The organism is Pandoraea sp. 64-18 (genome assembly GCF_001899225.1).
Classification (GTDB): Bacteria; Pseudomonadota; Gammaproteobacteria; order Burkholderiales; family Burkholderiaceae; genus Pandoraea; species Pandoraea cepalis.
Map to the genome: position 1 here is coordinate 15,596 of NZ_MKVU01000016.1, position 22,163 is coordinate 37,758.

At 61.1% G+C, this 22,163-nt stretch carries 17 protein-coding genes and 1 tRNA gene; 9 read left to right on the plus strand and 9 right to left on the minus strand.

Annotation, left to right across the window (positions count from 1 at the left end; genetic code table 11):
• Nucleotides 1-91 precede the first annotated feature (91 nt).
• The 7 genes from fdnG to BGP02_RS13655 all read left to right on the plus strand — a co-directional run bounded on the left by fdnG (nt 92) and on the right by BGP02_RS13655 (nt 9,388).
• The gene (gene fdnG / locus BGP02_RS13625) at nt 92-3,160 is read left to right on the plus strand and encodes a formate dehydrogenase-N subunit alpha (RefSeq protein ID WP_286798713.1); all 3,069 of its coding nucleotides are present in this window, start codon (nt 92-94) and stop codon (nt 3,158-3,160) included.
• A gap of 9 nt (nt 3,161-3,169) precedes the next feature.
• Complete coding sequence (gene fdxH / locus BGP02_RS13630) at nt 3,170-4,120, plus strand: formate dehydrogenase subunit beta (RefSeq protein WP_017232448.1); 951 nt, start codon at nt 3,170-3,172, stop codon at nt 4,118-4,120.
• A 2-nt stretch (nt 4,121-4,122) separates the two neighbouring features.
• On the plus strand, nt 4,123-4,770 hold the full coding sequence (locus tag BGP02_RS13635) for a formate dehydrogenase subunit gamma (protein WP_286798714.1): 648 nt from the start codon (nt 4,123-4,125) through the stop codon (nt 4,768-4,770).
• Between the two features lie 51 nt (nt 4,771-4,821).
• The gene (gene fdhE / locus BGP02_RS13640; RefSeq protein WP_437343829.1) at nt 4,822-5,850 is read left to right on the plus strand and encodes a formate dehydrogenase accessory protein FdhE; all 1,029 of its coding nucleotides are present in this window, start codon (nt 4,822-4,824) and stop codon (nt 5,848-5,850) included.
• Between the two features lie 18 nt (nt 5,851-5,868).
• Nucleotides 5,869-7,299, plus strand: a complete 1,431-nt coding sequence (gene selA, locus BGP02_RS13645) for an L-seryl-tRNA(Sec) selenium transferase (protein ID WP_286798715.1) — start codon at nt 5,869-5,871, stop codon at nt 7,297-7,299.
• Nucleotides 7,296-9,206 (plus strand): selenocysteine-specific translation elongation factor, encoded by a 1,911-nt coding sequence (selB, locus tag BGP02_RS13650; RefSeq protein ID WP_286798716.1) that lies wholly within the window; start codon nt 7,296-7,298, stop codon nt 9,204-9,206. Before selA ends, selB begins: the two co-directional genes overlap by 4 nt.
• An 86-nt stretch (nt 9,207-9,292) precedes the next feature.
• Nucleotides 9,293-9,388 (plus strand) — tRNA-Sec (locus BGP02_RS13655).
• A 204-nt stretch (nt 9,389-9,592) separates the two neighbouring features.
• On the opposite strand, the gene cynS is transcribed toward BGP02_RS13655, so the two are convergent.
• From cynS to BGP02_RS13700, 9 genes are all read right to left on the minus strand, one after another.
• Nucleotides 9,593-10,042: a cyanase gene (cynS, locus tag BGP02_RS13660; protein ID WP_017232443.1), complete on the minus strand. Its 450-nt coding sequence runs from the start codon at nt 10,040-10,042 to the stop codon at nt 9,593-9,595.
• A 33-nt stretch (nt 10,043-10,075) separates the two neighbouring features.
• The gene (locus BGP02_RS13665) at nt 10,076-11,005 is read right to left on the minus strand and encodes an ABC transporter ATP-binding protein (protein WP_017232442.1); all 930 of its coding nucleotides are present in this window, start codon (nt 11,003-11,005) and stop codon (nt 10,076-10,078) included.
• Nucleotides 10,995-11,864 (minus strand): nitrate ABC transporter permease, encoded by an 870-nt coding sequence (ntrB, locus tag BGP02_RS13670; RefSeq protein ID WP_017232441.1) that lies wholly within the window; start codon nt 11,862-11,864, stop codon nt 10,995-10,997. The genes BGP02_RS13665 and ntrB overlap by 11 nt, the downstream gene beginning before the upstream one ends.
• Before the next feature lie 15 nt (nt 11,865-11,879).
• Nucleotides 11,880-13,274, minus strand: a complete 1,395-nt coding sequence (locus tag BGP02_RS13675; protein ID WP_026131681.1) for a CmpA/NrtA family ABC transporter substrate-binding protein — start codon at nt 13,272-13,274, stop codon at nt 11,880-11,882.
• A gap of 59 nt (nt 13,275-13,333) precedes the next feature.
• Entirely contained in the window at nt 13,334-14,689 is a 1,356-nt protein-coding gene (locus tag BGP02_RS13680) for an FAD-dependent oxidoreductase (RefSeq protein ID WP_017232439.1), read from the minus strand.
• The gene (locus BGP02_RS13685; protein WP_150564166.1) at nt 14,686-15,825 is read right to left on the minus strand and encodes an acyl-CoA dehydrogenase family protein; all 1,140 of its coding nucleotides are present in this window, start codon (nt 15,823-15,825) and stop codon (nt 14,686-14,688) included. The genes BGP02_RS13680 and BGP02_RS13685 overlap by 4 nt, the downstream gene beginning before the upstream one ends.
• 44 nt (nt 15,826-15,869) lie before the next feature.
• On the minus strand, nt 15,870-16,409 hold the full coding sequence (locus tag BGP02_RS13690; RefSeq protein WP_017232437.1) for an OsmC family protein: 540 nt from the start codon (nt 16,407-16,409) through the stop codon (nt 15,870-15,872).
• A gap of 218 nt (nt 16,410-16,627) precedes the next feature.
• Nucleotides 16,628-18,157, minus strand: coding sequence for a sigma 54-interacting transcriptional regulator (locus BGP02_RS13695; RefSeq protein ID WP_286798717.1), 1,530 nt, complete (start codon nt 18,155-18,157; stop codon nt 16,628-16,630).
• A 399-nt stretch (nt 18,158-18,556) separates the two neighbouring features.
• Nucleotides 18,557-19,945: an NAD-dependent succinate-semialdehyde dehydrogenase gene (locus tag BGP02_RS13700; protein ID WP_286798718.1), complete on the minus strand. Its 1,389-nt coding sequence runs from the start codon at nt 19,943-19,945 to the stop codon at nt 18,557-18,559.
• A gap of 266 nt (nt 19,946-20,211) precedes the next feature.
• Between BGP02_RS13700 and BGP02_RS13705 the strand changes: the two genes are divergently transcribed.
• Entirely contained in the window at nt 20,212-21,162 is a 951-nt protein-coding gene (locus BGP02_RS13705; RefSeq protein WP_150564168.1) for an AraC family transcriptional regulator, read from the plus strand.
• 27 nt (nt 21,163-21,189) lie between these two features.
• Nucleotides 21,190-22,074, plus strand: a complete 885-nt coding sequence (locus BGP02_RS13710) for a LysR substrate-binding domain-containing protein (protein ID WP_017232433.1) — start codon at nt 21,190-21,192, stop codon at nt 22,072-22,074.
• Nucleotides 22,075-22,163: the final 89 nt, after the last annotated feature.

The following is a 22,163-nucleotide window of genomic DNA, read 5'->3' on the forward strand; positions in this document are numbered from 1 at the left end:
GGTTTGTGCTAAGTCACGGAAAACCGCAATGGTTTGCTCTATACTCAACGAACTCCCGCAAAGTTTTCGAATATTTGAGGAGATTTCCCCCATGCTGAATATGTCGAGGCGCCAGTTCCTGAAAGTGAGTGGCGCAACATTGGCCGGGTCCAGCCTGGCAATGCTCGGGTTCGCGCCCGATGCGGCACTGGCGGAAGTCCGCCAGTTCAAGCTGGCGCGAGCGACGGAAACCCGCAACACCTGTCCCTACTGTTCCGTGGCCTGCGGCCTGCTGATGTACAGCTACGGCGACGGGGCGAAAAATGCGCGGAAGAGTATTTTCCACATCGAAGGCGACCCCGACCACCCGGTCAATCGCGGCACGTTGTGTCCGAAGGGGGCGAGCCTCATCGACTTCATCCACAGCCCGAACCGTCTCACGCACCCGGAGTACCGCAAGCCCGGTTCCGACAAGTGGGAGCGGATTTCCTGGGACGATGCGCTCGATCGCATCGCCAAGCTGATGAAGGACGATCGCGACGCCAATTTCGTCGAGAAGACGGAGGACGGCCTGACCGTCAACCGCTGGCTCACGACGGGCATGTTGGCGGCGTCCGCGTCGAGCAACGAAGTCGGCTATATCACGCACAAAGTCATCCGCAGTACCGGGATGCTGGGATTCGACAACCAGGCACGTGTCTGACACGGCCCGACGGTGGCAGGTCTTGCCCCGACGTTTGGCCGTGGTGCGATGACGAACCATTGGGTCGACATCAAGAACGCGGATCTGGTTCTCATCATGGGCGGCAACGCGGCCGAGGCGCACCCATGCGGTTTCAAATGGGTCACCGAGGCCAAGGCGCACAACAACGCGCGCCTGATCGTGGTCGACCCGCGCTTCAACCGTTCGGCATCGGTCGCGGATGTCTACGCCCCGATCCGTTCCGGCACGGATATCGTCTTCCTCGGCGGGTTGATCCATTACCTGCTCACGAACGACAAGATCCAGCACGAATACGTCAAGAACTACACCGACTTCACGTTCCTCGTGAAAGACGAATTCGCGTTCGAAGACGGCATCTACTCGGGTTACAACGCCGAGAAGCGCACGTACGACCGCAGCACCTGGGACTACCAGAAGGGCGCGGACGGATACGTTCTCACCGACCCGACGCTGCAACACCCGCGCACGGTGTTTCAGTTGATGAAGCAGCACTACTCGCGCTATACCCTCGAGATGGTCGAGCGCGTGTGCGGCACGCCCGCCGACAAGATCGACCAGATCTACAAGCAGATCGCCGAGTGTTCCACTCCGACGCGCACGATGACCATCATGTACGCGCTGGGCTGGACGCAGCACTCGATCGGCTCGCAGATGATTCGTACCGGCGCGATGGTGCAACTGTTGCTGGGCAATATCGGGGTGGCGGGCGGCGGCATGAATGCGCTGCGCGGTCACTCGAACATTCAGGGCCTGACCGACCTGGGGCTGATGACCGACTTGCTGCCGGGCTACATGACGTTGCCCAAGCAGGCCGAGCAGACCGTGGAGCAATACCTGACGGCACGCACGCAAAAGCCGCTGCGTCCGAACCAGCTCAGCTACTGGCAGAACTATCCGAAGTTCTACGTAAGCCTGATGAAGTCGTGGTGGGGCGACGCGGCCACGGCCGAGAACCACTGGGGCTACGACTATCTGCCCAAGCTCGACAAGCCCTACGACCTGCTGCAGGTGCTCGAGTTGATGAACCAGGGCAAGATGACGGGCTACCTCGCGCAGGGGTTCAACCCGCTCGCGGCAGCGCCGGGCAAGTTCAAGTGGGATCAGGCACTCGCCAAGCTCAAGTTCCTCGTCATCATGGATCCGTTGGCGACGGAAACGTCGGAGTTCTGGAAGAACTTCGGCGAGCACAACAACGTCGACTCCAGCAAGATTCAGACGGAAGTGTTCCGCTTGCCGACCACTTGCTTCGCTGAGGAAGACGGTGCGCTGGTCAACTCGGGGCGCTGGTTGCAGTGGCACTGGAAGGGTGCCGAGCCGCCGGGCGAGGCGCGCACAGACATCGAGATCATGACGGGACTGTTCCTGCGCCTGCGGGAGATGTACAAGACGCAGGGGGGTAAATTCCCCGATCCGATCGTCAACCTGTCGTGGCCGTACGCCCAGCCGGAGCGCCCGTCGCCCGAAGAACTTGCCAAGGAGTACAACGGTCGGGCGCTCAGGGACCTCGTCGATCCGAAGGATCCGACCAAGGTCACCCGCAAGGCCGGCGAACAACTGGCGGGTTTCGCCGAACTGAAGGACGACGGCAGTACGTCGTCGGGCTGCTGGATCTTCGCCGGCGCGTGGACGCAGGCGGGCAATCAGATGGCGCGGCGCGACAACAGCGATCCGACCGGCATCGGGCAGACGCTGAACTGGGCATGGTCGTGGCCGGCGAACCGTCGCATTCTGTACAACCGCGCGTCGTCCGATCTTGCGGGCAAGCCGTTCAATCCGAAGCACAAGCTGGTGTGGTGGAACGGCAAGATCTGGACCGGGGCGGACGTGCCGGACTTCAAGGTCGACGAGGATCCGGCGCTTGGCATGAGTCCGTTCATCATGAACCCCGAGGGCGTGGCGCGCTTCTTCGCGAAGGGAGCCATGGCCGAAGGGCCGTTCCCCGAACATTACGAGCCGTTCGAGACGCCGCTGGGCTACAACCCGCTGCATCCGAAGCAACCGAAGGCCACGAGCAATCCGGGCGCCCGCGTGTTCCCGGACGATCTGGCCGTGATGGGCACCGCCGACAAGTTCCCCTATGTGGCCACGACATACCGTCTGACCGAGCACTTCCACTACTGGACCAAGCACGCGCTGCTCAATTCGATCATCCAGCCCGAGCAATTCGTCGAGATCGGCGAGGCGCTCGCGAAGGAGATCGGCATTGCGTCGGGCGACATGGTCAAGGTCTCGTCCAATCGCGGCTTCATCAAGGCCCGGGCGGTTGTGACCAAGCGCATTCGCGCGCTCAAGGTGGACGGCAAGACGATTCACCATGTGGGCATTCCGATTCACTGGGGCTTCAAGGGACTGACCAAGCCCGGGTTCCTCGCGAATACGCTGACGCCCATCGTGGGCGACGCCAATTCGCAGACACCCGAGTTCAAGTCGTTCCTGGTGAAAGTCGAGAAGGCATAAGGGGGCGCCATGGCATTGCAATCACTGGATATCAAACGGCGCTCAGCCACCACGCTGCCCTCGCCCTCCGTGCGCGAGTCGCACACGGGAGACGTTGCCAAGCTCATCGATACGTCGAAATGCATCGGCTGCAAGGCCTGCCAGACGGCGTGCATGGAATGGAACGACTTGCGCGACGAGGTCGGCACGAACGTCGGCGTGTACGACAACCCGGCGGACCTGACGGCCGATTCTTGGACGCTCATGCGCTTCACCGAGTACGAGAACCCGAAGGGCGACCTCGAGTGGCTGATCCGCAAGGACGGCTGCATGCATTGCGAGGACCCGGGCTGCCTGAAGGCGTGCCCGTCGCCGGGGGCCATCGTGCAATACGCCAACGGCATCGTCGACTTTCATGAAGAGGCGTGCATCGGCTGTGGGTACTGCATCACCGGATGTCCGTTCAACATCCCGCGTATCTCGCAGAAGGATCACAAGGCGTACAAATGTACCTTGTGTTCCGACCGGGTGTCGGTGGGGCTGGAGCCGGCGTGCGTGAAGACGTGCCCGACCGGCGCGATCCTGTTCGGCACCAAGGACGCCATGAAAGATCAGGCGGCCGAGCGCATCGAAGACCTGAAGTCGCGGGGGTTCGAGAACGCCGGGCTTTACGATCCGGCGGGGGTCGGCGGCACGCACGTGATGTATGTGCTTCATCACGCTGACAAGCCGTCGCTGTATCACGGTCTGCCGGACAATCCGCGCATCAGTCCGATGGTGACGCTCTGGAAGGGCATCGCCAAGCCGTTGGGCGTGGCCGCCATGGCGCTGACGGCGCTCGCCGGGTTCTTCCACTACATCAAGACCGGTCCGAACGAGACGACCGAGGACGATGAGGCGGCGGCCCGCCGCTACGACGCATCCCGCAAGGGTAACGGTCCCGATGGCCAGAAGGGCGTCGCCACGCACGAGGAGGTCTGACCATGTCGAACGAACGCAGTGATCGTCAGGCGGACAAGGACGATCTGATCGAGCGCTACAGTGCCGGGCAGCGCATCAACCACTGGATTGTCGCGGGCACGTTCATTCTGCTCGCGCTCTCGGGGCTCGCGCTGTTCCATCCGTCGATGTTCTGGCTGGCCACGCTGTTCGGTGGTGGATCGTGGACGCGGATTCTGCATCCGTTTGTCGGGCTGGTGATGTTCGTCACCTTCGTGTGCCTCGCCTTGCGGCTCGCGCGCTACAACCGGTTCGAATCGCGCGACACCGAGTGGATGAAGAAAATCGGCGACGTGCTGAACAATCGCGAAGAGAATCTGCCGGAAGTCGGGCGCTACAACGCCGGCCAGAAGCTGCTTTTCTACGTGATGGTGTTGTGCATGATCGGGTTGTTGCTCTCGGGCATCGTGATCTGGCGCGCCTACTTCGCGTTCTACTTCCCGGTCGGGGTGATTCGTCTGGCTTCCGACGTGCATGCGGTGTGTGCATTCGTGTTGATTTGCGGCATCATTACGCATATCTATGCCGCGATCTGGATCAAGGGTTCCGTGCGCGCGATGACGCGCGGCACCGTCACCCGCGGCTGGGCGTGGAAGCACCATCGCGCCTGGTACAAGCAGCTCAACAAATGAGTCCGGCCCCGGTGGCCGGGCGCTCTTACGAGGCCGGCTACCTTGCAACGTATCCTTGAACCCGGACAGATCGAGTCGCTCGATCGGACCGCCATCCCCCGTCTACGCATGCCGCAACGCGCCGAAGTTTTCTCGGCGCGCGCGGCACGACTGCGTCAACTGGCCGACGGCCATCCACTCGGCGACTACCTGCGCCTCATGGCCTCGCTGGTCGACGCACAGCAGCGTGTGCTCGACACTTTTCAGGCGGAGCGTCCGACGGCCGAGTCGATCGAGCAGGCGCAATTGCACTGCATGCCGCTCGTGCCCGCGAACGGGGGATACGACGCGGGCCGATGGCAGCCGCTGCTCGCGCGGTTGCTCGATGCCATGTCGGCACAGCCGGACTTGCCCGCGCCGGTACGCGCTGTGCTTGAACGCGTTCGTGCCTCCAGTCCGGCCGCGCTCGACTCGGCCGCGCAATCGTTGCTCGCCGGGCATGGCAAGGGCGTCGATGCCGCCAGCGCGCCGTTCCTGACGGCGGCGCTGCAAGTGCTCTGGACGGGCGTGGCAAGCACGTTCGACGCGGGCGACGTGCCGATGCTCGACGTCCCCAACGTCTGTCCCATGTGCGGCACGCTGCCGGTGGCGAGCGTCGTGCGCATTGGCGGGGCGCATGAGGGCTATCGTTATCTCGCGTGCGGGCTATGCTCGACCGAGTGGCATATGGTTCGCGTGAAATGCACACATTGCGAAGCGAGCCAGCATGTCGCTTATCACGTGCTCGACAAAACAGGGGATGCGGCGGCATCGGGGGCGGACCTGCAGGCGGCGCATGTCGGAGGGGACGTTGTCAGGGGTGCCGATGGTCGTCCGGCGCTCGACGACGCGGCCAAACGCGTGGCGTCATCCCCGATCCGGGCAGAGTCGTGCGACGACTGTCATAGCTATCGCAAGATCTTCTACCAGGACAAGGATCCTTTCGTGGAGCCGGTTGCCGACGATCTCGCGAGCTTGGCCCTCGACGTGCTGATGGGCGAAGCGGGGTACGCGCGCGCCAATGGCAATCCGTTGCTCTGGCAGAACACCGAAACGGCTTAAGGGATTGCGGGGGTGCGGATGGCCGAGCACGATCTTGAGTTTGCAGGGGCGGCGGATCTCCCGTCGCTAGACCGGCTGCTGGGGATGCCCGACTTTCAGGCAGCGTTGGCCGACTTCGGTCGCACGCAGGTGACCGACGCGTTGCGTCGCGATCTCGACGCGTGCCGCGCGGCGGCGCTTGCGGGCACGCTGACACATGACACCCTGGTCCCGGCTCGTTTCGGGGCACGTGTGACCCGCGCGCTGACCGAGCGCAACCGGGCGACGCTGCGTCCCGTCTTCAATCTCACTGGCACGGTGCTGCATACGAACCTCGGGAGAGCGTTGCTGCCCGAGGTTGCCGTGGAAGCGGTCATGCAAGCGCTCACGGCGCCGGCCAACCTCGAATTCGATCTCGCAACGGGCGGACGCGGCGACCGCGACGATCTCGTCGCGCCCGTGCTGTGCGAATTGACGGGCGGTGAGGCGGCGACGGTGGTGAACAACAACGCGGCGGCAGTACTGCTGATGCTGGCGACGCTTGCCAAGCGTCGCGACGTCGTGGTGTCACGCGGCGAGCTGGTGGAAATCGGCGGTGCGTTTCGGATTCCCGACATCATGACGCACGCGGGCGCGAAGCTTGTCGAAGTGGGCACGACCAACCGTACGCATGCGGCCGACTATCGTAATGCCATCGGCGAGAAGACGGCCTTGCTGATGAAGGTCCATTGCAGCAATTACGCGGTCACCGGCTTCACCAAGAGTGTCGACGTCGCGGAGGTCGTGCAGATTGCGAAGCCGCATGGCGTACCGGTGGCGGTCGATCTCGGCAGCGGCACCCTGACGCCGCTGGAGCGCTGGGGGCTGCCGCACGAGACCACGGTGCAGGAGACGATCGCCGCCGGCGCCGATCTCGTGACGTTCTCCGGCGACAAGCTGCTGGGCGGTCCGCAAGCGGGCATGATCGTCGGGCGCAAGGATCTCATCGCACGGATCAAGAAGCATCCGCTCAAGCGCGCGCTGCGCGTGGGCAAGCTCACGCTTGCGGCGCTGGAACCCGTGCTGCGGCTCTATCGCGATCCCGATCATCTGGCCGAGCGGCTCACCACATTGCGGCTGCTCACGCGTACGCGCGACGACATGATGGCGCAGGCGCAGCGTCTGGCGCCGGTGCTCGCGCAGTCGTTGGGCGATGCCTATACCGTGAGCGCCGCGCCGATGGTGAGCCAGATCGGCAGCGGCGCGCTACCGGTCGAGCAGCTCCCGAGTTATGGCCTGGCGATCGTGCCGGCTGGCGGCGGCAAACGCGGCAGCGGACGCGCGCTGGCGGCGCTTGAAGCGGCATTGCGCGCGCTGCCGTATCCGGTGATCGGCCGGATTGCCGATCAAAGGCTATGGCTCGATCTGCGATGTCTCGAAGCGACTGACGAAGCGCGTCTGGCGTTGCAGTTTTCGGAGCTTCGCGCATGATCGTGGGCACCGCCGGTCACATCGATCATGGCAAGACGAGTCTCGTTCGCGCGTTGACCGGGGTCGACACGGATCGTCTGAAAGAAGAAAAGGCGCGCGGCATTTCCATCGAATTGGGGTACGCCTACACCCCATTGCCGGATGGCGAGGTGTTGGGGTTCATCGATGTTCCCGGCCATGAAAAGCTGATTCACACGATGGCCGCGGGGGCCGTCGGCATTGATTTCGCGCTGCTCGTGATTGCGGCGGACGACGGCATCATGCCGCAGACGCGCGAGCATCTCGCCATTCTTTCGATGCTGGGGGTGAGGCGTGGCGTGGTCGCGCTATCGAAAGCGGATCGCGTCGACGCGGCGCGGCTGGCCGCTGTGACCCAGGAGATTTCGCAATGGCTCGCGAACACGCCGTTCGCCGATGCCGAGACGGTGCCGGTGTCAGCGACGACGCCGGGCGACACGGGCGTGGCGGCGCTGCGCGAGCAGCTCACGCAGGCGGCGCAGGCATTGCACTCGTCCGGCAATGCGGCGCGTCGCGAGGACGCATTGTTTCGTCTCGCCGTCGATCGTGTCTTCACGCTGGCAGGCCATGGTACGGTCGTGACCGGCACGGCGTTCGCTGGCACGGTGCGCGTGGGGGACAACCTCACCGTGATGCCGCAGGGATTGCCGGTGCGGGTGCGCAGCGTGCATGCGCAGAACCGTTCGGTGGAGGCGGGGCGCGCCGGGGAGCGTTGTGCGCTGAATCTGGCGGGGGTGGAGCGCGACCAGCTTCGGCGGGGCAACTGGATCGTGGCGGCGGGATTGCCGGGGCCGTCGACGCATGTGGATGTCGAACTGCACTGGCTTGAAGACAGTGCGCCACTCACGCAATGGTTTCCGCTGCATGTGCATGTGGGCACGACGCATGGGCAGGCCCGCACGGTATTGCTGGAAGGGGACACGCTGGCCCCCGGTGGCACAATGCGCGTGCAATTGGTCTTCGATACGCCGGTGTGCACGATGCCGGGCGACCGCTTCATCGTGCGCAATCCGCAGGCGACGGCAACGGTGGGTGGCGGGCGGGTGCTTGACCCTGCGGCGCCGGAGCGCAGGCGTCGGTCGGCGGCGCGGTTGGCGTGGCTCGACGCCGTGGCGCGCGCGCTCGATGGCGAAGGATTGGATGCACTACTCGCGCAGGCCGCGTTTGGACTGACGAGCGAGCAGGTCATTGCGCTCACCGGGTTGCCGGCGGGGCAATGGCAGTGGCCGGCGAATGCGGTGGTGCTGGCGGGAGGGGAGGGGGAATCGCTCGCGTTTGCCCCTCAGGCGTGGGACACCGTGCGCACACGCGTGCTCGATGTGCTGCGCGACTATCACGCGCGCCAGCCGGACGAGCCGGGACTCGATGCTGCACGGCTGGGCCGCATGACGTGGCCGTCGATGGATGCGTGGCGTTGGCGCGCCTTCGTGCAGGCCATGTTGCGCGACGGAGCGCTGGCCCGTACCGGGGCGTGGTGGCATCTGCCGGCGCACCGTGTGGAAATGACGGTTGACGAGACGGCGTTGGCTGACGCGCTGCTGCCGCTGGTGGTGCAGGGTCGTTTCGATCCGCCGTGGGTGAGGGACATGGGGCGTTCGCTGAACGTGCCTGAAGAGCGGGTGCGTGCGGTATTGCGCAAGCTTGCGAGACAGGGACGAGTGCATCAGATCGTGAAGGATCTGTTCTACGACGACGCTTGTGTCCAGACACTCGCCGGCATGATCGCCGACGCCGGCGGCAAGGTGGAAGCCGGTGCGTTTCGCGACACGACGGGCCTGGGGCGCAAGCGTGCGATCCAGATTCTGGAGTTCTTCGATCGTGCGGGATATACTCGCCGCGTTGGCGATTGGCATGTGCGCCGCCCCGGGGCGGAATGGGGCGCGGCGTAAAGTAGTCGGGATGCCGAACTCAGGTGATTCAAGCGATGCCTGAGCGCGTGCACGACGATTTAGTCAGTCACATTGCGTTGTCCGAAGGAAGGCATCCGTATCCGGTGATGCGGCCGGGCTTCAAACCCGGTTGGGGGCGTCAGCCGCTCCCAGGTCGGTTCGACTCCGGCTGCTTTCCGCCACAAGGCTTTCAGCGATTTTGCGTTCCGGAAATCCGCCGTATTCTTGTTCCGCAAAATTCACTTCGTGGACTTCGCTTTATCGCAGCGTCGATTGCGCACTTAGTGCCCGGCCATCACGCGCCAGTTCCAGTCAAGCCGGGCACGGCGCCGATGGCCAGGCCTTAGATGGCCCCGGTGAGCGTCATAGGCATTTCCGCCAGCCGGTCAGTAGGCCTTGTATGGCAGAAATTTGCCGGAAAGCACCACGTTGACGCGATCGCCCTTCGCGTCCGCCTGACGCTGGATGTCCATCGAGAAGTCGATGGCACTCATGATGCCGTCCCCGAATTCTTCGTGGATCAGTTCCTTGATGGTCGTGCCATAGACGTTCACCAACTCGTACCAGCGGTAGATCAGCGGGTCCGTCGGAACCGCCGTCGGCAGTGATCCCTTATACGGAACGATCTGCAGCCATGCGATGGCCTCGTCGGAAAGCTCGAAGATCTCACCGACGACGGCAGCTTGCTCCTTGCTCAACTGCATTTGACCGAGGCATGCGGCAGTCGTCCACTCCTTGGCCATGCCGACTTTATCCGCAACATCTGCCCACTTGAGGCCCTTGCGTACCTTCGCCGAGACGATCATCTCGGTAACCTGTGTGCGACTCGAAATCATGTGACTATCCTCAAAAAAACTACCACTGGAAAATTAAGCCGTATTGCCCATGCGGAGCGCGCGGCCTTGATCAAGCTCCGTAACGTTGTCCTGAGATAAGCCTGGACGAACAATTTGCGTCGTTTGATGCGTTTCACGACCATGTTCGATATCCTGTTGAATCGTGGCGGAGCGTCTCACCAGAAAATCGATAAGATAGTTTCGAATCCTGTAGAACTGCGGATCGTGGACAAGCGTCTCTCGCGTTCGCTCCCGTGGCATCGTGTTCACCACAATTTCTGCAAGGCGCGCGCGCGGCCCGTTACTCATCAAGAAGATTCGATCAGCAAGCAGGATCGCTTCGTCGACATCGTGCGTGATCATGAAAACGGTCTGATGAGTCGCCAGACAGATGCGCAGAAGTTCATCCTGGATAACACCACGCGTCAGCGCATCGAGTGCCCCGAACGGCTCGTCCATCAGAAGCATCTTTGGTGCGACGGAGAATGCGCGAGCGATCCCCACTCGCTGGCGCATGCCGCCCGATAGCTCCGATGGTTTTTTGTCGATCGCGCGCGTGAGGCCGACCATATCGAGGAAGCGCATTGCGCACTCGTCGATTTGCTGACGCGTCCAATCCGGATACCGGGAGCGAACGGCGAATTCGACGTTCTGCTTCGCGGTGAGCCAGGGCAGCAACGCATGACCTTGGAACACGACCCCCCGATCGAGGCTCGGGCCTGCAATCTCTCTCCCGCCCATGACGGCCCCGCCACCGCTCGCCTGCTCAAGCCCTCCGAGTACGTTCAAAATCGTGCTCTTTCCGCAGCCGGAGTGACCAATTACGCAAATGAACTCGCCACGATCAATCTTGAATGTCACGTCTTCGAAGACCGGCGGAAGATCTGCGCGATAGCGTTTCGAGAGGTTGTCGACCTCAATGAAAGCACTGCCGCTTGCGGCGCGATTGTCATTACTCTGCATAGGTCACCTTCTTTTGCAGGCGGGCAAAAAGTTGATCAAGCAGCATCCCAACCACGCCGATGACGAGCACCGCAAACAGGACATTTGTCAGCGAAAGATTGTTCCACTGGTTCCATAGGAAATAGCCGACGCCCGTTCCGCCGACCAGCATCTCGGCAGCCACGATGACAAGCCACGCAATCCCCATCGAGATACGCATGCCGGTGATGATGGTCGGTGCAGCGGCGGGCAAGACAATCTGCATCGCCTTGCGCAACGGCGAGACTTCGAGAGTGCGGGCAACGTTTAGCCACTCACGTCTTACGTTCGCCACGCCGAACGCGGTATTGATCAGCATTGGCCATAGCGAGCAGATGAAAATCACGAAAATTGCAGAGACAGAGGCGTCTTTGATCGTGTATAGCGCGATTGGCATCCACGCGAGCGGAGAGATCGGCTTGAGCAACTGAATGAATGGATCAAAAGCGCGATAGAGCAGCGGAGACATGCCAATCAAGAAACCCAAAGGGATCGACACGATGACGGCGAGTAGATAGCCGCCGGCGACACGCAGAAGGGAATGGCCCAATTGAATGCCGATTCCTTTGTCATTGGGACCATGATCATAAAATGGGTGCGCGAGGTTCTGCGCCGCGACGGAAAAGAACTGTGCGGGTGTGGGGAAACCGTCGCTCTTCGGCTCCGACGATGGGTCGTCGGGCGTCTGTCCCATCAACTGTGCATACTCTTTTTGCTCCGCAGTCATTGGCGCGTGCTGGGCCTGCTTCCCCGCCGTTGTCGCGAATTGCCAGCAAACGAGAAAAATCGCAACCATGGCAAGTGACACCAGTGCAGCTTGCAATCGAATTGAAGACTTCATCTCATATCCTTTGAATCAGGTCCGCCTGATCGCAAAACTTGCAAGGTATTTGGCCGGGTTGGCAGGGTCGTATTCACGGCCCATCACTGAGAATTTCCGCATCCCGCCAGCCAACGCATCGTGGTCGACTTCCTGCCCCAGTGCCTTCATTTGCGCACTTGCATCTGTAAGCAAGAACACCTTCTTGGCAAGGTCATCGTAGGAAATTTGCTTCTTGATGTAGCCCCACCTCTGCATTTGCGTGAGCATCCAGGTGGCCATCGAGTACCACGGAAGCGGTTGAAAATCCGTTCGATCTGGCTGATCACGCACATTTCCGAGCCCATCGGCGTAGTGGCCACTGAGCGCTTGCAGAATGACCGATTCCGGCTGGTTCAGATAGTTTGGCGTCGCGATGGCGCGCGCGATCGCAGGACGGTTCTCTAACTTGTGAGCGCTCGCGGACGCCTTCAGCAACGCACGGTATAACGCCACGAATGTGTTCGGGTTCTGGTCAATGAAGCCCTGCGCTACACCGAACGCACAGCACGGGTGCCCGTCCCAGATGTCGCGCGACAAGATGTGAATGAAACCCACCTGGTCATACACAGCACGTTGATTGAAGGGATCCGGTCCGAGGAACCCATCAATGTTGCCGGCCCTCAGATTGGCGATCATTTCCGCAGGCGGAGTCACGCGGAGCTGAACATCACGGTCGGGGTCAAGTCCATGCTCCGCCAGGTAGTAGCGGAGCAGGAAGTTGTGCATGGAATACTCGAACGGAATGGCGAACTTGAAGCCCTTCCAGTGCTTCGGGTCCCGGTTGTCCTTATGCTTCAGCGCCAACGTGATGGCCTGGCCGTTGACGTTCTGAATAGCTGCGACTCGCATGGGCTGGGCGGAAGACCCAAGCCCCATGGAAATAGCGAGCGGCATCGGTGCCAGGAAATGCGACGCGTCGAGCTCGTGATTAAGCATCTGGTCTCGAACCAGCGCCCAACCGGCCGTCTTGCGAAGCGAGACGTTGAGACCCTGCTCCCGATAGAAGCCCATGGGATCCGCCATGATCAGCGGTGTGGCGCAGTTGATCGGGATGAAACCTATCTTCAGGTCCTTCTTCTCCAGAGGACGCCTTTCTTCCGCCATCGCCTGAAGGTCGGCCAATGGGAGCACGCTGGCAATGGCGGCACGCGCGGCGTTGATGCCGACCGCGCGAAGGAATCGCCGGCGCAGCGCGTCGTGGGGGAACAGCGCCCTGACAGCTACCATTTCGAGGAAATGGCGCGACTGGACGTCTTCATCGTGCACTGGGGGGCGAGCGACAACGCCGCTGCGGGCATCGTGTTCGTCCTGACTGGCGTGCATGCCGCATGAGCAGCGCTCCAGCGAGTGGTCTGCGCTATACGGACGATACGGATTTTCATCTTTCATGTTCGACGCACCTGGTTTGATTCGGACTCGGGTTAGCCGCCCTACGGGCAGCAAGGCATTCAAGCGACAAGCCGCTGCTGTGCGAAACCCGCTTCGATGCGGGCAATGACTCGACCATCGAGGCGCTGCTCAATCCGAATCTGACCCTCTCGATCATCGGGAGCACCCCACGTACCCTTGGCGCTCGGGACGCCGTGGATAACGATGGGGAATGCCTTCGTTTTCAGACGAATCAGCGGCGTGCTGTGAACATAACCGGCATGCTCGCGGTTGAGCACGTGATGCGAAAGCGCCCCCGCTTGCCGCACGATCGGCTCGATGAATCGGCATGGCACGCCGGCAACGCTGATGCAATCGCCAATCGCATAAATGTCTTCGATGCTTGTCTGCATCGTGTGCGGATCGATTACGATGCCTCGATCAAACGCGAGCCCGGCCATTTTCGCGAGGCGGGTCTCAGTGACGAGCCCCGTCGCAGCGACGACTTCATCAACGCGAATTTGCTCGCCGCCTTGCATTTGAATGATCCTTTGGCCGTTGTCCGCTTTCTCGATCCTCTCGATGCGACGCCCCCCCAAGAATCTGACACCCGCATCCTGTAGGCCCGTCAGGAGCCTGTCAGAGACGACCGCTGGAACCAGACTGGCCAGCGGGCCGAGGTTGATATCGATTAGCGACACGGCATGGCCTGCACGCGCAAAATCCTCCGCGAGTTCGCACCCAATCATCCCGGCACCGACGATCGCAACGGTCTTTTTCGCGCCATCCAGGCGTGCCTGAATCCCCGACCATCCCGCCAAATCATTGACACGCCAACATAGCGAGGCCGGCATTTGCTCCGGTAGTGCAGGGCGCGCGCCCTGCGCGATCGCGAGCTTCGTATAGCGAAGCGCACCTCGCGTGGTACGTACCTGTTTGATGGACGGAGAAATGCCGACGACAAACGTTTCTGTCATCAGACGCACATTAAGGCGCCGAGCTGCATTGACGGCCGACTCCCGAACCAGATCGGCAGGCTTCAGGCTGCGCCCGAGTGCGACGGACAGTTCCGGCTTGAGGTATCTGTCGCCGTTGCATGCGGTCACGAGCGTAATAGGTACAGCGGGGTCGAGCGCACGCAACGCCTCTGCCGCACTCCAACCGGCAATGCCACCGCCCACGATCACGACGCCGAGCTCACGTGTCGGCGTAACGACCGCGGCATCGTCCGAGCGTGCAGTGCGCTCCAACGGTTCGTAAGGCTCGAAATCCGCCTTGACAACGCCACAGAGCGGACAAGCCCAGTCCTCCGGAATGTCCTCAAATCTCGTCCCCGGTTCAAGCCCGCTATCGGGATCGCCCAATGCCTCGTCGTAAATCAAGCCGCAGGCGCGACAGAGGAATTGCCGCCACGGCAAATTCGTCGGGGTGCTCATTCGGGGACCTCCTCTTTCGACAGACGAGCCATCTCCCAACGCAGGTGCTTGATGGCAGGCGTTACGATCGCGACGAACTGAGCCTCGCGAATACGGCGTTGCGGCGCAGCGCTCATAAGGTAGCCGCGCGCGCCCTGATGCATAAGCGCCGAATTCGCAGCACGTAATGCCAGTTGCGCGCCTTGTACGCGCGCGTCCAGCACATGAAGTAGATAGTCTTTGCTGCCGTCGTATGGCGTTTGCGCGAGCTTGGCGACGCGACTCCACAGCTCGTCGTACTCCGCCTGAAGCTCGGCCGGACCGTCTTCCAGAAATTGGTTGACGTGACCAAGGACTGGCTCGACTTCGCGGATAGAGTCGATGCTGCCCTGTGCAATGCCCATTGCCATCCCGGCTTGCAGCAACACAAATACAGCACGTATCTTCGCAATGAGAGGACGAGCAGGATCTGCGATCATTGCGGCGTCGCCGACAAAGTAGTTGTCGAGGCGCACGCCCCAGGTGCTGGTTCCTTCCATGCCCGAAAATTCCGGGCATTGGCGCAATACGACCTCGGGCGTCAGCTTCAGCAGGAACATGATCTCGTGCGACACCGAGCCATCGTCGCGGAACACGCCTGCCATGGCGCCGCAGTAATGTCCCGGCGCGATATGACTTACCCACGGCAGTGCGCCGCTAACGTGATATCCGCCGGGCACCTTCACTGCGCGTAGCAGTATCTTTTCGATGCCGGCAATTGCTTTCATCGGGTTCGAAAGCGCCGTACCCCCGAAGGTACGCCCCATCGTGTGATCGTCGAGCAGTTCGCCAGTCAGCGCAGGATTGCCGGATTGCTCCATGTAAAGCCCACAGACGTCATGTGCCCATGTGAGAAATCCCGTTGACCCACAACGGCGACTCACAGCGCGCATAGCGTCCAGCGCCAGGCCAACCCGACGACCGCCTCGCTCGAGGTGCGCGCCGAACGCGCCTGCGGTGCCGAGCGACCCCAGGATTTCGAGCGGGTAATGACCCTCATCAATACGATGCGCGGCTTCTGCGAGCGGGCCGTCGGAGATGGCCGTCACGTTTGCCATGACGTGGGAATCGGTCCACGTCGAATCGATCCGGTCGCCAGGAAATTCAACCGCTTTCATGATGCGATACTCCCGTTATTCAGTGTGATGGAGCGTGCTGCGGCTTACTCCGCGAGCGCGATGCTGAACGGGATGGGATTGCGCATGCTGTTGGCAACGGGAGAGAAGTGATTGGCGTGCTTGACGATGTCGTCCAGCGCTTCGCGCGTGGCGTCGCCCTCGATGAGGACCTTCACACGAATTTCCTGGAAGCCCATTTGCGCGGGTTGACGTTCGGCGCCACCAGCGCCCCACGCGGCGGTATTGCCGATGTCGGCTTCCAGGAAGATTTCGAGACGCGAAAGCTTGACCTGGCGGTAGGTCGCCACCGCCGTAATGCCGACGCTCAGGCAACCGCCCAGCGCCGAGAGCGCGATCTCGCCCGGCGCAGGCACCGTGTTTTCACCGAAGAGATGGACCGGCTCGTCCACGACGACCGGGTTGTGGGTGCCTACATAGCTCCACGAGCGGAACTGCCCCTGCATGACCGTATGGACCTTGTTGCTGCCCTTGCGCTCGGGATTTTCACGGCCGGCGGCGGCAAACTTCAGAAGGCCTTCGCGGTCGATGGGGCGTAGGTACGTGGTGACGGTTTCGGTACTCAAGGTAATTCTCCTGGTGACAGACGTGGCATATGAGCCGGATGAAACGATCTGCGAGATCGCACATCCATCAAAGCAACGACCGTGCCAGGGCAGGGTAAAAATCTATAGGGTGCTGTATTTGTTATATTTTTTATGACCGACCACGCTGCAAGCCCAATGAGCACCCAATCCCAAATTGTTGACAATGTCGACAATTTGTCGAACATTGTCAGTCGTATCTAGCTGCAAATTTTCTGCCAGCGATACGAGAACTGACGGGGCGTCAGCCCGAGGCGTTGCGCTGCTCGCGACTTGTTGCCGCCAGCCGAGCGCAATGCCTGACGCAGTTCATCTGCCGAATGTGAGTCGTTCGCCATGTACTGACGCACCCCTTCCGGAATTTGAACCGTCTGCTGCAGGGGCGAACCGGGAGTCTCGAACAGTGGCGCCGGTTCCGCTGCGGGTAGAAACCGTTCAACATCGTCCGAATGGAGTATTGGCCTGTCGGCGAGCAGCACGACGCGTTCGATAAAATTCGAAAGTTCGCGGATATTGCCAGGCCATTGATGGTCCTCGAGCCTTGCGAGTGCATCGGGCGCAAGATTGACGTTGCGCTGGTTTGCCTGGTTTGTACGGCTGAGAAAATGCAATGCCAAAGCGCGAATGTCACCTTTGCGCTCGGCTAACGACGGAAGCCGAATAGGAATAACGTTGAGTCTGTAGTACAGATCCTGTCTGAACAGGCCGTTCGCAACATCGGTTTCCAGGCTTCTGTTCGTCGCCGCCACAAGCCTGACGTCCACCTTGATTTCACGCTTCCCACCTAGCCGGGTTATCGTTCCCTCCTGCAATGTACGAAGCAGCTTTCCCTGCAACGTGAGAGGCAGCTCACCGATTTCGTCAAGGAAGATCGTCCCTGAAGACGCCTGTTCGAACAGCCCCTCTCGCACACCGGTCGCACCCGTAAACGCACCCCGCTCGTAGCCAAACAATTCGGATTCGAAAAGCGTGTCGGGGATTGCTGCACAGTTCACCTTTATGAACGGCTTGTCACGGCGTTGACCCGACAAGTGCAGTGCTCTGGCGAACAGCTCCTTGCCGGTGCCTGAATCGCCGAGCAGCAAGACACTCGCCGATGCATTCGAGACTCGCTCCAGCTCCGAAATCGCTTTAAGCAGCGCAGGCGAAGTCCCCACGATTCCGTACTTCGCGCTCTCATGCTCAAGCGCGTGCATCAACATCTCGTTCTGCTCTTCGAGTGCGCGAGTCTTTGCCTTCATCATCGAATCAAGATGAAGAAGGTGGCCGGCCAGTGTCGACAAGATCCGCAAAATAGACACGTCGCTCGATAATGCACGATTGCGGACACGAATTCGATGGCACGCCAGGACGCCGACGCTTCGATCCTCAATTCGGATGGGGAGCGCGATAAACGACACGGGCCCCGGCGGAAGGCGGTCTCGTTTAACCGCCCGTGCAAGAAAGACATCGTCTCGATCGATGTCCTGCACGATCGTCAACTGGCCATGGCGCAGTACATGCCCCGTTATGCCTTCACCGACCTTGTAGCGCCCGCGTTCGATTTCGTCCGGCTTGAGGCCATACGCATATTGGATTCTGCAACTGTCAGTCGCACCATCGTCCAGAAGCACGATGCGCCCACGGTTCAGCCCGAGGAGCTCGGACATCAGATGGAGCGTTTCACGAAGAATGACGTCCGGCGATAGCCCTTTGCCTACGAGGCTCATTATTTGTTGGAGAAGGAGCATCTCCTGCTCTCTCCAGAATGCCGGCGAATCGCTTTCACTATGCTGGGAACTCATCTGGCCACCCGTGAGATAACAGATCCCATCATAAGATCAACCCGGGCATGAAACATATTCGTGGGCCGAATTCGCCAGCGATGTATGCGCACCCATTCAATAGGGGAAGCAACGAGGCGAGGGCGCCTGGTGAGGGGGGAATAAAGCCGGCCAGACTATGGCTCGATTTTCGGCGAGACGATGGGGGAACCCATATCTCGCGCCCGGCCGTCCACCTTTTGATGTCTTCTTCCAATGCCTAGCTCATCGTCTGAACCTCGAAAATGACGTGAGCGGGTTCTCACTGGGTCAATACATGAACTACCTCCCGATAGTTCATGTATTTGTCCGCACCCCCAATCGAACCTATTGGGCGGCCTCCGCCAACCCAGCCATCAGCACATACTTCACTTGAACATACTCTTCGATGCCGTAATAGCCTCCTTCCCGACCATAGCCCGACTGCTTGACCCCGCCAAACGGAACGGAAGCCGTACCCACCGAGCCTGAGTTCAGGATCACCATGCCTGCCTCGATGTCGCGCGAGAGGCGAAATGCCCGCCCGAGATCGCGGGTAAATGCGTAAGCGACCAGACCGTATTCGGTGGCGTTCGCACGCGCAATCACCTCCTTCTCGGAGGCGAATGTGTAAACCGGGAATACCGGGCCGAAGAGTTCCGTCGAGCAGATATCCATGTCGTCGGCGACGTTCGTGAGGATGGTCGGCGCATAGAAGAGACCACCGTTGTCGTGTCGCCGCCCACCGAGCAACGTTTTCGCACCGCTCTTTTGCGCCTGCTCGACGAGCCGAGACACCTTGTCGAGTGCCGCCTGATTGATCAGAGGCCCCACTACGAAGTCGGGCTGTAATCCCTGGTCGACACGGATTCGCTCGACGGCTTCCGTCAGGCGCTGCACAAAGCGATCGTGAATGCCGGCCTGCACGTAGATGCGGTTCGGCGAGATACAGACCTGTCCAGAGTTGCGTAGTTTTGCCGCAACGAGCCCTGAAATTGCCTGTTCGATGTCTGCATCATCGAACACGATGAACGGCGCGTTGCCACCGAGTTCCATCGTCAGCCTTTTCAGCGTATCTGCGCTTTGCCGAGCGAGCAGCCGGCCGATTTTGGTCGATCCGGTGAACGAAATCTTCCGGATGCGCGAGTCGCTGGTCATCATGCCGCCGATGGACGCAGGGTCGCCCGTCACCATTTCAAAAACACCCTCGGGAATGCCGGCGCGCCTTGCGTATTCAAGCAACTTATAGGCGGTCAGCGGCGTTTCCTCGGCAGGCTTGATGATGATCGTGCAACCGGCCGCGAGTGCGGTAGCGACCTTGCGTGCAATCATCATGAACGGAAAATTCCAAGGCGTGATCGACGCTACCGGGCCGATCGGCTCCTTGGTGACCAGCACTGCAGCATCGGCGGCGTGCGATGGAATCGTATCGCCATACACGCGCCTGGCCTCTTCCGCATACCATTCGATAAAGCCTAGACCATAGTCGATTTCGCCGAGCGCTTCGGTCAGGCACTTTCCGTTCTCGCGCGAGATCAGTTCGGCAAAGTCCTGCCTGTCTTGCCTGACCAGCTCGAACCATTTGCGCAGCAAGTCGCTGCGCTGCCTGGCCAGCTTCCGGGACCATTGAGGAAAAGCAGCGCAGGCGCGATCAATCGCCTCACGCACCTCCTGCTCAGTATGATGCTTGACGTGACCCACCACGCTGCCGTCCGCGGGATTCCTTACTTCGATCATGAAATATCCTTGAGTCCATGTTGGAAGGGTGATTGTCGTGAGCGGGAAATACACTCGAAGCACGCGAAGTGCGCGACGCGCGTCGACCGATGACGCGCCCTCGGCATGACCGCATGCGACAACCTGTGAAAATGTTATGAGCGCGGGACACGGCGGAAAACGCGCATTCGTCTGTGATTCTTGCCTGATCCTATGAGTGGCTGGTGCTTTTCCCGACTCGATGCGAAACTGCGCTCGTCGATCGCTAAGTTTTTTTTGTCGCCGCCATGGAATCCGCATCGAAACGTCAGGGGCGCGTGCGCCAACAGATGATCGAGTTGTTGCTCGAGCTCGCGCCCAATGAGGGCTATAACCTTTCACCGCTGCCAGATATACGCTTCCTGCGTTCGAATCGGTCGTTGACCAGAACGCCAGTGCTCTATGAGCCGGGCATCGTGATCGTGTGCCAGGGGCGCAAGCGCGGCTTCTGGGGCGATCAGGTCTATCTTTACGATGCCCAGCGCTATCTGGTGGTCTCGGTGCCGTTGCCGTTTTCGATGGAGACCGACGCGAGCGAAGCCGAGCCGTTACTGGCGATTTATTTGCGGCTGGATTTCGGCATTGCCGCCGATTTGCTGCTACAGCTCGAGGAGCACGAAGCGATGACGCCGATGCCACCTCGCGGCATGGCAACCACCACGCTCGATATACCGCTGGGGCAGAGCGTCTTGCGCTTTTTGCAGGCCATGTTGAATCCTCTTGAGGCTCAGATCCTCGGGCCGGCGCTGGTGCGGGAAATCTATTTCCGGGTTTTCTTGGGCGAGCAGGGCGGCTCGATGCGCGCCGCTTTGAGTCGCCAAGGCAATTTCGGCCGCATTTCCCGCGCGATCCGCAAGATTCATACAAATTTTGCGGAACCGTTGACGGTGGAGGAACTCGCCGCCGAAGCGCGCATGAGCGTGCCGACTTTCCATGTGCACTTCAAGGCGGTGACCGACACCTCGCCCCTGCAGTACATCAAGTCCACGCGCTTGCATCAGGCGCGGCTCCTGATGGCGCGGCTCGGCACGACCGCGGCGGCGGCGAGTAGCCAGGTCGGTTATGAAAGTCCGTCTCAATTCAGTCGCGAGTTCAAGCGGCTGTTCGGCGGCAGCCCATTACAGGAAATCGCGCGCATGAAGCGCAATTTTGCGCTGCCCGACGAAGGCGCGCCGTCGATTTTTGTATCGTCGCACTAACCCATACTCTCTGGACAATCCTCGAACATGGCCCGCCGCGACTCGCTTCCGCCACTCAATCCCACGCGCGCCTTCGAGGCGACCGGGCGTCTGCTCAGCATTTCCAAGGCGGCCGACGAGTTAGCCGTCACCCCAGCGGCGGTGAGCCGGCAGGTCAGGGCGCTCGAGGATTTTCTGAAGGCGCCGCTGTTCGAACGGGTGCGCGGCGGTCTCGTGTTGACCGCGGTGGGCGCTCGTTATCTGTCGGAGTTGATGCCGCTCTTCGCCACGCTGCGCGAAGCGACGGAGGCGATCGTGTCTGGCAGCCAGAGCAACAACGTGCTGCGCATCCGCTCGCCGGCCACGTTCGCGGTGCGCTGGCTGATTCCGCGGCTCGCCAGCTTTCACCGGCTAAATCAAAACATCGATGTGCAATTGACCACGTCGTCGGCGCCGCTGAACTTCGCGCTCGAAGACATTGACGCGGGCATTCAACTGGGCGATGGCGACTGGCCCGGCATGAACACGCAGCGCCTGATTCCCAACGAACTGGTGCCGGTGGCTGCGCCCATACTCACCTTGAAAAGGCCGAGACAGCTCGAAAGTCAAACACTGCTGCATTCGCTCGCTCGCGCCGACGACTGGGGGCTGTGGCTGGCCGCCGCGGGCGTGTCGAGAATCAACGCGCTGCGCGGCATGCGTTATGAGACATCGCTGCTGGCCTACCAGGCGGCGATCGAGGGGCACGGCGTGGCGATCGCACAGAAGGCGCTGGTCGAGAAGGATTTGAACGACGGCACGCTGGTCATCCCGTTTGGGCCGACACTCGATCGCGGCGCATACACCTACTATTTCGCATGGCCCTCGGGCAAGCGGCAGACAGCGGCGTTGCGCGCGTTTCGCGAATGGCTTGCCACGGTGGTGCAAAGCTAGCGCTGATGGCGGGGCACATGACTTTACAAAAAGTCAAAAGGTACGATCAATAAAGTCGTTTGTCCGCGCTACGCGCGCTCTCTATCCTG

Excerpts from the sequence above, each read along its gene's own strand:
- selB (WP_286798716.1), top strand. The coding sequence starts at position 7,296 with ATGATCGTGGGCACCGCCGGTCACATCGATCATGGCAAGACGAGTCTC.
- fdxH (WP_017232448.1), top strand. The coding sequence starts at position 3,170 with ATGGCATTGCAATCACTGGATATCAAACGGCGCTCAGCCACCACGCTG.
- BGP02_RS13705 (WP_150564168.1), top strand. The coding sequence starts at position 20,212 with ATGGAATCCGCATCGAAACGTCAGGGGCGCGTGCGCCAACAGATGATC.
- BGP02_RS13635 (WP_286798714.1), top strand. The coding sequence starts at position 4,123 with ATGTCGAACGAACGCAGTGATCGTCAGGCGGACAAGGACGATCTGATC.
- BGP02_RS13685 (WP_150564166.1), bottom strand. The coding sequence starts at position 15,825 with ATGAAAGCGGTTGAATTTCCTGGCGACCGGATCGATTCGACGTGGACC.
- BGP02_RS13675 (WP_026131681.1), bottom strand. The coding sequence starts at position 13,274 with ATGAAAGATGAAAATCCGTATCGTCCGTATAGCGCAGACCACTCGCTG.
- BGP02_RS13695 (WP_286798717.1), bottom strand. The coding sequence starts at position 18,157 with ATGCTCCTTCTCCAACAAATAATGAGCCTCGTAGGCAAAGGGCTATCG.
- BGP02_RS13680 (WP_017232439.1), bottom strand. The coding sequence starts at position 14,689 with ATGAGCACCCCGACGAATTTGCCGTGGCGGCAATTCCTCTGTCGCGCC.
- BGP02_RS13700 (WP_286798718.1), bottom strand. The coding sequence starts at position 19,945 with ATGATCGAAGTAAGGAATCCCGCGGACGGCAGCGTGGTGGGTCACGTC.
- cynS (WP_017232443.1), bottom strand. The coding sequence starts at position 10,042 with ATGATTTCGAGTCGCACACAGGTTACCGAGATGATCGTCTCGGCGAAG.
- BGP02_RS13665 (WP_017232442.1), bottom strand. The coding sequence starts at position 11,005 with ATGCAGAGTAATGACAATCGCGCCGCAAGCGGCAGTGCTTTCATTGAG.
- BGP02_RS13710 (WP_017232433.1), top strand. The coding sequence starts at position 21,190 with ATGGCCCGCCGCGACTCGCTTCCGCCACTCAATCCCACGCGCGCCTTC.
- ntrB (WP_017232441.1), bottom strand. The coding sequence starts at position 11,864 with ATGAAGTCTTCAATTCGATTGCAAGCTGCACTGGTGTCACTTGCCATG.
- selA (WP_286798715.1), top strand. The coding sequence starts at position 5,869 with ATGGCCGAGCACGATCTTGAGTTTGCAGGGGCGGCGGATCTCCCGTCG.